Source organism: Sulfuriflexus sp., assembly GCF_032250955.1.
GTDB lineage: Bacteria > Pseudomonadota > Gammaproteobacteria > AKS1 > AKS1 > Sulfuriflexus.
Window position 1 is genome coordinate 1 of record NZ_JAVVES010000069.1, and the last position, 12505, is coordinate 12505.

Here is a 12505-nt window from a genome sequence, read left to right on the forward strand (position 1 = left end):
GCGAGCTGGGTTTAGAACGTCGTGAGACAGTTCGGTCCCTATCTGCCGTGGGCGTTTGAGATTTGAGAGGAGCTGCTCCTAGTACGAGAGGACCGGAGTGGACGTTCCTCTGGTGTTCCGGTTGTCACGCCAGTGGCACTGCCGGGTAGCTATGAACGGACAGGATAACCGCTGAAAGCATCTAAGCGGGAAGCCCCCCTCAAGATGAGATCTCACTGGGAACTTGATTCCCCTGAAGGGCCGTTGGAGACTACAACGTTGATAGGCTGGGTGTGGAAGTGCAGCAATGTATGAAGCTAACCAGTACTAATTGCCCGTGAGGCTTGACCATATAACACCCAAACAGTTTGTTTTGGTGCTGTTCAATGTGGTTAGGCAAATGCAACATACCATGAACGCCTTAATCAGCTTTTTCGAATTCGATGTTCGAGAGATATTCTTGAACATCAACCGGTTTGCCTGGCGGCAATAGCGAAGTGGAACCACCTGATCCCATCCCGAACTCAGAAGTGAAACGCTTTAGCGCCGATGGTAGTGTGGGGTCTCCCCATGTGAGAGTAGGTCACTGCCAGGTTTTATTTCAGAAACCCCGTAGCTCAATGAGTTACGGGGTTTCTTCTTTATATGGCGATATGATTCGAACCTGGCAGTGGCTTTATATGTAGGTCTCCAGCTTCGCTGGATACACCTCGTCCCGAGGATAACTGCCAGGTTTTATTTCAGAAACCCCGTAGCTCAATGAGTTACGGGGTTTCTTTTTATGTGGCACTGTAAATGGAGAATTTTTTTTGCTAAATCTGGATCTTTGCTGATTTGTTGCTATATAGCAGGTAGCAGTGGATTAAAAAATCGTCTTTTACCAAGGTACGAGGAATACAATGTCATTTACAGCTGAGCCGATTGCGGGTGAGTGGTACCACGATAACGAACTGGATCAGGACTTTGAAATCATCAGTGTTGATGAATACGAAGGCCTGATTGAGATCCTTCGTGAGGGTGCCGAAGAAAGTGAAGAAATCAGTCTTGATGACTGGGATGATCTGCTCGTTGAGCCCGCAGACAGCCCATTACGCGACAGTCGCCTCGAGAATGATTTTGTCTCTGATGCAGACTTTATCGATGAAGATGAGGTCGAGGAAACGAGCCTGGAGCTGGATGAAGACTAGACAGACCGCCATTACTCCCAGGAAAAGCAAATAAAGTAGAACCGGAGGCACCGTTCCCGGCGCGGTTAAGGAAGCAAGCCCGGTTACCCGGCAGCCTTTGCCGGACTCTCTGGCATGGGTCCATTCGATGGTGACCGCAGGAAATCGCCGAGCGTGATATCGGACAGGCAACCGTATATACGTTGACTAACATCCTGCCACAGTTGCTCGCTGCTCATCTCGGTACGGTCCATAACAGCTTCTTTTGCTGGTTTTACCCCGGTATCATCCACCGCCATGACAATATCGGCGATGCTGATGTCTTTTACATTACGAGCCAGGACATAACCACCACCAGGTCCCCGGCGCCCCCGCACCAATGCATTCTGACGTAGGTGAGCGAACAACTGCTCCAGGTAAGAGAGAGAAATCCTCTGCTTCTGTGCAATATCAAATAATGTAACGGGCCGTATTTTCTCCTGGATTGCCAGTTCGAGCATGGCTGTGATCGCATATTGCGAGCGTGACGATAATTTCATAAACCTACCCCTTGAATCTATAGCACCGGCATCAGCGAACTGCTATGTTTGAGAACGTTATTCCGTCGATATGACTGGCTCGATGTATGTGAAAACTATGCGGTTTAAATGGGGTAAAGTAAACATGGTTTTTGTGACAGATTGTTAACAATCTGTCAGTGCTAGAACTGGCACTCGATGCGATCCGGGAACAGCTGGGCGAGGACCATGATGTGGCTGAATGTCGACTAACGATAACCTGTGCCGTTGAGGACAGGAATAAACAGTCCCCGACCGACACGCTGTCTTGCATGTACACTACGTGGACGCCATTATTTCAATAAGTTACAAGCAGGTTGACCTCTTTTGCGGAGTATTCCAGTATGCCGAATAGGGATATGGCTACAGATAAGTCCTTGAAAGGGTTTTATTATTTCTAGATTAAGTATATTATTATAAGCTTATATACTTATTGAATTTGTTGATTGTTGTTCTATTCACGGCTCGTATACTCTTACGGGCCTTAAATTTGCCTAAACTTTAGGAGCAGCTGAAGCATGTCCGTCATTGCCTCCGATGTGAATACTCAGGAAAGTCGTACAGAGTTCAAGAACACGACTTGCTATATGTGCGCCTGCCGCTGTGGGATTCGCGTCACCCTCCGGGACGGTGAAGTCCGTTATATCCAGGGTAACCCCGATCACCCGCTTAATAAGGGCGTAATCTGTGCCAAGGGCGCCTCGGGCATCATGAAGCAGTATTCGCCAGCGCGCCTGACCAAACCGCTCAAACGGCGGGAAGGCAGTGAACGTGGCGCCGGGGATTTCGAGGCCATCTCCTGGGACGAGGCCTTCGGTATCATGCAGGAGCGTCTTGAAGACATCCGTAAGACTGATCCAAAGAAGTTCGCGCTGTTTACCGGCCGTGACCAGATGCAGGCCCTGACTGGCATGTTCGCCAAACAGTTCGGTACCCCGAACTACGCCGCCCACGGGGGCTTCTGTTCGGTAAATATGGCCGCCGGCATGATCTACACCATCGGGGGCTCCTTCTGGGAATTCGGTGGCCCGGACCTCGAGCGTTCCAAGCTGTTCGTGATGATAGGCACGGCTGAAGACCATCACTCTAACCCGATGAAGATCGCCATTTCCAAGTTCAAGCGCGATGGCGGCAAGTTTATCTCCATTAACCCGGTGCGTACCGGTTACTCGGCCATTGCCGACGAGTGGATCCCGATCAAGCCGGGTACGGATGGCGCATTGCTGCTGGCTCTGATCAACGAGATCATCAAGCAGGGCCTGTATGACCGTGACTTCCTCGTCCAGTACTCGAACAGCGCACAGCTCGTGAACATGGATGAGAACAGTGCAGAATACGGCATGTTTATCCGTGCCGAAGTGCCGGAAGAAGAGGGTTGTTTCGACCCCCAGAACAAGCTGTGGTGGGATCGAAAACTCGACCGTGCCGTGGTTACCCATACGGAGGGTTGCGACCCGCGCCTGCTGGGGGAGTTCAAGCTCGAAGATGGTACGCCCGTAAAACCGTCCTTCCAGTTGCTGGTTGATCAGGTAAAGGAATATTCTCCCGAGTGGGCCGAAGGGATCACCGGTATTCCGTCCGCTACCATCCGTCGTCTCGCCTACGAAATGGGCGTCACCGCCCGCGACCAGAAGATTGAGTTACCGATCGCCTGGACGGATGTCTGGGGCAAGGAACACGAAAAAGTCACTGGCAGCCCGGTCGCCTTCCACGCCATGCGTGGCCTGGCGGCGCATTCTAACGGTTTCCATTCCATCCGCGCCCTGTCGATCCTGATGTCCATGTTGGGCACCATCGATACCCCGGGGGGCTTCCGCCACAAGGCACCGTTCCCGCGGCCGATCCCGCCATGTGCAAAGACGCCGAAGGGGCCGGAAGGTGTGCAACCGAATACCCCGCTGGCCGGTATGCCGCTGGGCTGGCCCGCTGACCCGGATGATCTGTTTGTCGATGACAAGGGCGAGCCGGTCCGTATCGACAAGGCTTTCTCCTGGGAGCACCCGTTGTCTGTGCATGGCATGATGCATAATGTCATCACCAACGCCTGGCGTGGTGACCCGTATTCGATCGATACCCTGCTGATCTTCATGGCCAACATGGCGTGGAACTCGAGCATGAACACTGCCGAAGTGCGCAAGATGCTCAACGACAAGAATGAAGACGGTGGCTACAAGATCCCGTATATCATCGTCTGCGACGCCTTCCAGTCCGAGATGACGGCGTTTGCCGATTTGATCCTGCCGGATACGACCTACCTCGAACGACATGATGTCATGTCGATGCTGGACCGGCCGATCTCCGAGTTTGATGGTCCGGTTGATTCTGTGCGTATTCCGGTTGTGCCGCCAAAGGGTGACTGCAAGCCGTTCCAGGAAGTGCTGATTGAAATGGGGGGGCGCCTGAAACTGCCGGCGTTCACCAAGGATGACGGCAGTCCCAAGTTCCGCAACTACCCCGACTTTGTCATTAACTATGAAACCGAGCCAGGCTCCGGTATCGGTTTCCTGGCCGGCTGGCGCGGCAAGGGCGGCGAGAAGTTCATGAAGGGCGCGGCAAATCCGAACCAGTGGCAGATGTATGAAAAGAACAACTGCGTCTATCATTACGAGCTGCCAAAGTCCTACCAGTACATGCGTAACTGGAACAAGGGTTACCTGCAGTGGGCCAAGGAACATCGCCTGACCCGCTATGACGAGCCGATCCTGATTCACATCTACTCGGAAGTCCTGCAGCAGTTCCGTCTCGCCGCCCAGGGCAAGACCCAGGGCAAGCAGCCGCCAGAGCACCTGCGCAAGCGCGTTGAAACCTACTTCACGCCGTTGCCTTATTATTTCGAGCCTCTCGAGTCTCAGGTTTCTGACAAGCAGAAGTACCCGCTGAATGCCCTGACCCAACGCCCGATGGCGATGTATCACTCCTGGGATTCACAGAATGCCTGGTTGCGCCAGATCCATACCTATAACTATTTGTACATGAGCCCCGTGCTTGGCAAGCAACAGGGTATAGAGGACGGCGACTGGGTATGGGCAGAATCCATGTGGGGCCGGGTCAAGGGCATGTGCCGTTTCTCCGAGGCCGTTGAACCGGGCACCGTCTGGACCTGGAACGCGATCGGCAAGGCAGCCGGCGCCTGGGGCCTGACGCCCGACGCGAATGAATCAAAGCAGGGCTTTCTGCTCAACCACGTTATTTCGGAAGAACTGCCACCAAGTGATGACGGCGAACATATCTCGAACTCTGATCCGGTTACCGGGCAGGCCGGCTGGTATGACGTGCGTGTGCGCGTCTACAAGGCCGAAGAGGGCGATGAAGGTGAGGCAAATGCGAGCTTCCCGCAGTTTGATAATTACCAGTCTGTTCCCGGACAGGACGTGAGCAAGCGCAAGTCCTGGCTAGGCTACTTTGCGGGCAAGAAAGGCAAATGATGATTGATGGGCTCAAAGAACCCTGCGGGTTTACACCATAGAACCCTACAGGTTCATTATGGATACCCTACCCATCCCCGATGGGTCAGGGCAATTATGAGTACCCTGACCTTCGTACCGAAGGTTCATGGCAATTGCAGATTGATGATTATAGAACAGCAGTGTTCGTTCCAATTCATCAATCATCAATAGATATTAAATATGAGTATTGAATTATGACTCAATTAGCATTGATTATTGATTTGAATGTCTGCGTAGGCTGTCATGCCTGCGTGACCAGTTGCAAGGAGTGGAACACCTCGGGGCCGGCTGGCTTCATGTCGGATGATAATCCGTATGACAAGGATCCGACCGGAACCTTCTTCAACCGTGTGCAGACCTACGAGGTGGGTGAATACCCGAACACCGAGACAGTGCACTTTCCGAAATCCTGCCTGCACTGCGAAGACCCGCCATGTGTACCGGTGTGCCCGACGGGTGCCAGCTACAAGCGTGAAGAAGACGGTATCGTGCTGGTTGATTACGACAAGTGCATCGGTTGCAAGTATTGCTCATGGGCCTGCCCATATGGTGCGCGTGAGATCGACGAGCATCAGAAGGTCATGAAGAAGTGTACTCTCTGTGTTGACCGGATCTACGATGAGACACTGCCCGAGACCGAACGCAAGCCGGCCTGTGTGCTTGCCTGTCCGACCAGTGCCCGGCTCTTTGGGGATGTGCATGACCCGGATTCAGAGGTTTCGACCACGATTCGTGAACAAGCGGGCTACCAGTTGATGCCGGAGTGGGGCACCAGGCCGGCCAATCACTACCTGCCGCGTCGCAAACAGAAGATTCACATCCATGAGGATGAGCTGATTCGCGCCGACAACCCGCTGAAGAAAGAAGGCGAACGGCCGAAGGTCCCAGAAGAAGGTCATACACTCGACGACGTTACGAGCTGGTAAACAGGTGATTGATGATTTCGGAATGATGATTGATGAACGTTTATTGTCATTAGTAATTCATTAGTTCTTAGATTTGGAGAAGTAGAATGCATCCGGCATTTTCCGTTATTTTTTTGACAACCCTGATTGGTGTTGGCCAGGGCCTGTTTCTTGCCCTTTATACAGGCGAGAGTTACGCCGTGGTTGAACTGCTGCCTGCCCAAAATCAGGGCTTTTATGTATGGGGGAGTGTCATTGCCGTTGCATTTTTGATCGCCGGCCTGATCGCCTCGGTATTCCACCTCGGCCACCCGGAGCGTGCCTGGCGGGCAGCCACCTGCTGGCGGACATCATGGTTGTCACGCGAAGTCATCATCCTGCCTACTGTGATTGGTGCTGTCAGCGTCTACGGCGGGCTGCATGCCCTGGGCTGGGATCTGGGCATCATCGGTGTGGAAACCGGCGTGCGCGGTGACCTGACGCTGTTGATCGGCCTGGGCGGGGTGCTGGCGACGTTCCTGCTGTTTATCTGCACCGCCATGATCTATGCCTGTATCAAGTTCCTGCAGGAATGGGCGAGCCCGCTGACCGTCATCAATTACATCCTGCTCGGTACTGCCTCCGGTTTCACGCTGGCAACGGCTTTTGCCTCTTACCAGGCCCCTGACCTGGTGAACTTCTATGGTGGTTGGGCGATAATCATCACCGTCACTGCCCTTGTCACCCGCGCTGCCAGCCTGATCCGCAACAGCCGGCTCCGTCCCAAGTCTTCCCTGCAGACGGCAATCGGTGTGCGCCATACGCGAATCAAACAGGGCTCTATGGGCTTCATGGGCGGTTCCTTCAACACCCGGGAATACTTCCATGGTGCCTCTGTGTTTGTGTTCCGTTTTATCAAGTGGATTTTCCTGGCCTTGACCTTTGTGGTGCCCGTGATCCTGCTGGGCGCAGGCATGAAAACGGATACGTCGACCTTCCTGATGGCGGCCTTTATTGTCCAGTACATCGGCCTGATCGCCGAGCGCTGGTTCTTTTTCGCCCAGGCGAATCATCCCCAGAACCTGTATTACCAGACAGTCGGGTAATTCCGTGCAGGTAGCGGGCACCCGCCGCCCTGTAGATGGCTTGCGATGAGCCATGAAGCAATCATGAAGCCACGGTTTGAAAAAACCGTGGCTTTTTGCGTAGCCGGACAGGGATATTCATATGCACCAGGGCACGCGGTATCTGGCCAAGTGGGGGATTGTTGCTGAAAGAGGCTTTTGTTTTCGCCAGATCACGTCATGTTCGGCGACATTGCCCTGCAAAAAAAGAACCTCCTCAAACATGCCCGAGGTTAATGCCTGCTCACCGTCACGGGAAAAATCTATGGCGCGTCGTCAATGGGAAGTACACGGGCTTTTGCACCGGATAAGGGCAAAATATGAGCAGTTTTTTACATATCAGTAGTGTCTTATACACAGCCCGTGAAACAATTGATGAAAAACCCCGGGGAAAAAGCATATTATTGTCGAAACGCTATAAAAACCGTGAAACATCTTGATATTTATACAAAAAATCATATGATTAAAAAATGCTCACTTTAATAAAACCGTCATATTTCCAGCAAAAAAAGCGTATTCCGGGATCGCCATCCACAGACTTATCCACAGATTTTGTGGATAAGGGCTAAAGCTGAAACAGCAACAAGATGTTAGCGATCTTTAGCTAGAAAGAACATGAGGTTCTGGCGACAAGCCGGTCACCACGTGACACCACCGGTGCCCTGGGCTAACTGTTACAATCTCGCACTGACGGACTGAACTGGAGCATGACTTGCCGGATGTGAAACCACGCCTGCCACAACTGACCGTGGCCCTGATTGCCCTGAGTCTGATCATGGCGGCGTTAACACGGCTGGGTAGTGAACGGGAACTGGTGCTGCCTTTTCTGCTGAACTGGTTTGAGTTGTTTCAGGGGCAGTGGTGGCGGCTCATCACACCTGTCTTTGTTCATTTTGGGTTGCTGCACCTGCTCTTCAATATGATGTGGCTATGGGAGCTGGGGCGGGCCATTGAGTGGCGATTTGGCTGGCCGCGGCTCCTGTTGCTGGTCCTGGTCGCCGGGCCGATCTCGAACCTGGCTGAACTTGCCTGGTCCGGCCCCCTATTTGGCGGCATGTCCGGGGTGGTCTATGCCTTGCTCACGTATATCTGGATGCAGGGGCGTTTCAACCCACGCTCGGGGCTCGATGTGCCGCGGCCGATTTTTGCGATGATGCTCGCCTGGTACCTGCTCTGCTGGACCGGGCTGCTTGGCCCGGTTGCCAACATGGCCCACACCGGCGGGCTCTTGATCGGCGCAATGTGGGGTTATCTTGATGCCCGGTTGCGACAGAAAGACTAGACGGCTACCGCCGGCAGGCCCGGCGGAGCGGTTAATCCATTGAGAGGATGATTTTCCCCGGCGGGTGATCCTGTTCCAGCTGCAGATGGGCGGCACTGGCCCGAGCAAGCGGGAAGCTCGCGGCGACATGCACATGCAGCTCGCGGCTTAAACAAAGGGCCGCGGCATTCTTGAGCAGGTTGCCGTGCCGGGCCTGCTCGGCAGAGAGCTGCAGGATGGCCGGGCTGAGCATGAGCTCCATGCTGAAGCGCAGATTACGCAGGCGTGCGGTCGACCACTGCGTCCCGGCATCGGGTTGCAGGATGGTAACCACATCGCCGTAGGGTCGTACGCAGGCAAAGCAGGTTTCCAGCACCTCACCGCCAACGGTATCAAACGCCACATCCACACCGCCGCCACTCCACTCATTCACGCGTGCGGTCACATCCTCTTCCCGGTAATTGATGATGCAATCCGCGCCGAGCTGTTTTACAAAATCGGCCTTGGCGGTCGAACTGACCGTGGTGGCGACTTCACAGCCGTGCTGTTTTGCCAGCTGGATCGCGATATGGCCAACGCCGCCGCTACCGGCCTGGATAAGGACTCGTTGTCCGTGTTGCAGGCGGGCGCGATCAAACAGGGCCTCCCAGGCCGTGATAAAGACCAGCGGCAAGGCCGCCGCGTGCTCGAAGGAAAGGCCGGGTGGTTTGTGCGCAAGATAGTGTTGCTCGACCACGGCGTACTCGGCGTAACTGCCCTGCACACCATGGAAGCCGCACTGGCAATAAAAGACCTCGTCGCCGATTTTATAGTGGCTCACCGCAGCACCGACTGCCTCGATAACACCGGCGCCATCGCAGCCGGGAATATACGGCAGGTCTATCGGAAAAGCCTCCGGCTGGCTACGTATCTTGGTGTCGATGGGATTGATGCCAGCGGCCTTGAGCCGTACCAGCACCTGGTTGTCGTTCACAAGGACGGGCGTGTCGACCGTGTCGAGGCTGAGAGAAGCGGCATCGCCGGCGCGATGAATACGAATGGCTTGCATATAAATTACCTGCGAGGAACACAATCAATGATGCACGTTACTATAACAGCCGTTCCGGGCATAGCCTACCGGGGCAGACGAATGGTAAACCGCGCGCCGCCAAGCGGACTGGCGTCGATTTGCAGGCTGCCTTCATAGGCGGCGACGATATCGCGTACCATGGTCAGGCCGATGCCGTGCCCGGGGACACTCTCATCCGCACGCACGCCGCGACTGAGGATGTGCTCAACCTGTTCGGACGCAATACCCTGGCCGTCGTCCTCTACCTGGAGAATGAACTGCTTGTCAGTGACCTCGGTGCGTAAGCATACCTGTTGCCGACACCACTTGAAGGCATTATCTAGCAGGTTACCCAGCAGCTCGGTAACATCGCCTTTATCCATGCGCACCTTCAGATCCTTGTCGACATGCTGTTGTACGGCGACTGCTTTGCCGGCATGTACCTTGTGCAGGGCCTGCAGCAGTGAAGCAAGCAGCGGCTGAAGTTCAACAGGGGCATTCAGGCCGCTGCGGCCTGCCGTGGCGGCGCGTTGTAACTGGTAATCAACGCTTTGCTGCATGCGCTGAACCTGTTCACGAACACTCGTCGCATCCGCGGCCGTACCGTGCAGGACAGCCAGCGGCGTTTTCAGGCTGTGGGCGAGATCCGCGAGCGCATTCCGGTAGCGCTGTTGTTGCGCCCGCTCATGGGCGAGCAGGGTATTCAGGTTGTCGGTGAGGCCGCGTAACTCGCGCGGGTAGTCGCTATACAGGGAGTCCTGTTTGCCTTGCTCGATGCGCTGCACTTCGTTGGCAACGCGGCGCAGGGGCGCCAGGCCCCAGCGTAAAATCAGCAGCTGGGCGATTAACAGCAAGATCGCCAGGGCCACTAACCAGCCCCAGAGTGTCTGCCGGTATTCGTGGACCTGGGCCAGAAAGCTGCTGCTGTCTTCAACCAGGGTATAGGTAATCGGTATGATTGACTCGCCGACCTGCCAGGCAACCCCGTAGGCAAGGATGAACCAGGGGCGGGCGCCTTCTTGCTGATATTCGAAGCGTTCTTCACCGGTTGAGAGTTGCGCCACGAACGGATAGCCGGCCCCCAGTGCGGAACGCGACGACCAGATCAATTTATTTTGCGAATAAATACTCGCATAAAGACCGCTCTGTGGCTGGTTGAGACGCGCCAGCATGGAAGAGGCGGGAGGGATTATCAGCCCCTTTTCATCGACCTCGGTTTCGCCGATGAGGAAGTATAATTGACCGCGCAGGCGTTCCTCCACCGCGGCACGGGCGCTTTCTTCAAAGGCCCTGTCGAGGGTAACCGCGGTGAGAATGACAAAGATACTCAAGACCAGGCTGGCACCGATGATCGTGCGGGTATTGAGCGACCAGTTCATGCCGGCCTGTCACACAAGGTGAACCGATAGCCGCGGCCGCGTAAGGTTTCAATCGGCGTCATGCTGCCATCGTTATCCAGCTTCTTGCGGAGGCGCGCAATCATCACCTCGATAACATTGCTGTCGCGGTCGTCATCATGCGGATACAGGTAGTCGGCAAGCGCCGCCTTGGAGAGCACCTCACCTGCGTGCCGCATCAGGTGTTCAAGCAGGCGGTACTCGAAACTGGTCAGGTTCAGTGGCTGTTCATCCAGGCTGACCTGCTGGCGGCTAAAATCAATATGCAGGTTACCGCACTGCATGCTGTTGCCCGGTGCATTGGCGCTGCGGCGTAACAAGGCGTGCAGACGGGCATTGAGTTCCTCGAAATGGAACGGTTTGGTCAGGTAATCATCGGCACCGGCCTCGAGGCCGGCAACCTTGTCCTGCCATTGACCCCGCGCCGTCAGGACGAGAATCGGCAAGGCATTACCCTCGGCACGTAACTGGCGGATGATATCCAGCCCGGAGAGCCCCGGCAGACCAATATCGATGATAGCTGCATCGAGTGGATACTCGCGGGCAATGAACAGGCCATCCTCGCCATCGCCGCTGCTGTCCACGGTATAGGCATGTTTTTCCAGTTGTTCACGCAACTGTTGTTGTAATGTCGGTTCGTCTTCAATCACCAGGATGCGCATGGCTGTTACTGCCTTATCGCCGTGGCTCGGCCCGGATACGCACGACCCGCACCACGCCTTTGCGCGTCAGCACCTTGATGCGATAGAAAATTTCCCCGTTTCGCTGCACGGTTTCAACCGCAAGGATACGGCCACCATATTCCTGCTGCACGCGCGCAGCGGCCTCATCGGCACTGATGCGTCGTGACGGGGCCGCAGCAAACCGCTCGGCGAGGTACGGCCGTGAAAAGCCCTGGCCGTAACGACCGTCGGCAAACGCCGGTGACGAGAGCAGGCCGGTGCCCAGCGCCGCCAGGCATAATATCAGTGTGGTTTTCATGGCGTTAAGCATACACGTATCGGAGGGGAGTCGAAAATACCCGCACCGGCTGCTGAGAGCGAAGAACAGCCGGTGCGGTTTCTTTTCCCGACATTGGTTGCCGGTATCAGAACCTGAAGATCACCCGCCCGTGGATATCACCGCGATTGTAACCACGGGTTGGGTATCGATGCTGACGAGAGTGCCGGTGATGGCGCTGCTTATGATGCCATTTCGGGTGGGCATAGTACGCGTATTTTCCGGCATGCTGACGACCACGGTGTTTCTCGTGGCGGTATGATTCGCGATAACCCTTTCGGTAGGTATGGCCAACATCACGGCGTTCATGGTGGTTACGATGCTCGTAACGATCTCCGCCCCGTTCGTGGTGACGTTGCTGTTCGGCCTGCACCTGCGCGGGTGCAAGGGCGGTCAGGCCGAGTGCCGCACTGATGGCAATACTCGAAATAATATGACGTATGTTCATGGTGTACCTCCTGCTTGCTTTTCAATTGCCGGGCCCTTTGCCCAGCGTCGAGTGCAGGTTACATAGTCATGCCTGAACAGCAGCTGAACGCCGCAGGAGAAAAGGGGTTATAAAATTCCTCACTGCTGTCCCGTTAACATAAGCCTGACAAGCGGTAAGCTTCGGATAAATAAGGTAAACAGGTTAACTGATGCGC

At 55.1% G+C, this 12505-nt stretch carries 11 protein-coding genes and 2 rRNA genes; 7 read left to right on the plus strand and 6 right to left on the minus strand.

Annotation, left to right across the window (positions count from 1 at the left end; genetic code table 11):
* The 3 genes from RQ738_RS11400 to RQ738_RS11410 all read left to right on the plus strand — a co-directional run.
* Window positions 1-331 (plus strand): 23S ribosomal RNA (locus RQ738_RS11400); the annotation flags it as partial.
* A 127-nt stretch (window positions 332-458) separates the two neighbouring features.
* A 5S ribosomal RNA gene (gene rrf, locus RQ738_RS11405) occupies window positions 459-574 on the plus strand.
* Between the two features lie 304 nt (window positions 575-878).
* Entirely contained in the window at window positions 879-1166 is a 288-nt protein-coding gene (locus tag RQ738_RS11410; protein WP_314165341.1) for a DUF6763 family protein, read from the plus strand.
* A gap of 83 nt (window positions 1167-1249) precedes the next feature.
* Here RQ738_RS11410 and RQ738_RS11415 read toward each other — a convergent pair whose 3' ends face one another.
* Entirely contained in the window at window positions 1250-1684 is a 435-nt protein-coding gene (locus RQ738_RS11415) for an Rrf2 family transcriptional regulator (RefSeq protein ID WP_314165342.1), read from the minus strand.
* A 536-nt stretch (window positions 1685-2220) separates the two neighbouring features.
* Between RQ738_RS11415 and RQ738_RS11420 the strand changes: the two genes are divergently transcribed.
* From RQ738_RS11420 to RQ738_RS11435, 4 genes are all read left to right on the plus strand, one after another.
* Complete coding sequence (locus tag RQ738_RS11420; RefSeq protein ID WP_314165343.1) at window positions 2221-5127, plus strand: molybdopterin oxidoreductase family protein; 2907 nt, start codon at window positions 2221-2223, stop codon at window positions 5125-5127.
* Between the two features lie 215 nt (window positions 5128-5342).
* On the plus strand, window positions 5343-6074 hold the full coding sequence (locus RQ738_RS11425) for a 4Fe-4S dicluster domain-containing protein (RefSeq protein ID WP_314165344.1): 732 nt from the start codon (window positions 5343-5345) through the stop codon (window positions 6072-6074).
* Window positions 6075-6160: 86 nt separating this feature from the next.
* On the plus strand, window positions 6161-7138 hold the full coding sequence (locus RQ738_RS11430) for a dimethyl sulfoxide reductase anchor subunit family protein (protein ID WP_314165345.1): 978 nt from the start codon (window positions 6161-6163) through the stop codon (window positions 7136-7138).
* A 739-nt stretch (window positions 7139-7877) separates the two neighbouring features.
* Window positions 7878-8438 carry a rhomboid family intramembrane serine protease gene (locus RQ738_RS11435; RefSeq protein WP_314165352.1) on the plus strand — a complete coding sequence of 187 codons (561 nt, stop codon included), beginning with the start codon at window positions 7878-7880 and terminating at the stop codon, window positions 8436-8438.
* A gap of 31 nt (window positions 8439-8469) precedes the next feature.
* Here the strand turns inward: RQ738_RS11435 and RQ738_RS11440 are convergent, their stop codons facing one another.
* The 5 genes from RQ738_RS11440 to RQ738_RS11460 all read right to left on the minus strand — a co-directional run bounded on the left by RQ738_RS11440 (window position 8470) and on the right by RQ738_RS11460 (window position 12309).
* Window positions 8470-9465 carry a zinc-binding dehydrogenase gene (locus RQ738_RS11440; RefSeq protein ID WP_314165347.1) on the minus strand — a complete coding sequence of 332 codons (996 nt, stop codon included), beginning with the start codon at window positions 9463-9465 and terminating at the stop codon, window positions 8470-8472.
* A gap of 65 nt (window positions 9466-9530) precedes the next feature.
* Complete coding sequence (locus RQ738_RS11445; RefSeq protein WP_314165348.1) at window positions 9531-10844, minus strand: ATP-binding protein; 1314 nt, start codon at window positions 10842-10844, stop codon at window positions 9531-9533.
* On the minus strand, window positions 10841-11524 hold the full coding sequence (locus RQ738_RS11450) for a response regulator transcription factor (RefSeq protein WP_314165349.1): 684 nt from the start codon (window positions 11522-11524) through the stop codon (window positions 10841-10843). The genes RQ738_RS11445 and RQ738_RS11450 overlap by 4 nt, the downstream gene beginning before the upstream one ends.
* Before the next feature lie 13 nt (window positions 11525-11537).
* The gene (locus RQ738_RS11455; RefSeq protein ID WP_314165350.1) at window positions 11538-11843 is read right to left on the minus strand and encodes a hypothetical protein; all 306 of its coding nucleotides are present in this window, start codon (window positions 11841-11843) and stop codon (window positions 11538-11540) included.
* Between the two features lie 106 nt (window positions 11844-11949).
* Window positions 11950-12309 carry a hypothetical protein gene (locus RQ738_RS11460; protein WP_314165351.1) on the minus strand — a complete coding sequence of 120 codons (360 nt, stop codon included), beginning with the start codon at window positions 12307-12309 and terminating at the stop codon, window positions 11950-11952.
* Between the last annotated feature and the right edge of the window lie 196 nt (window positions 12310-12505).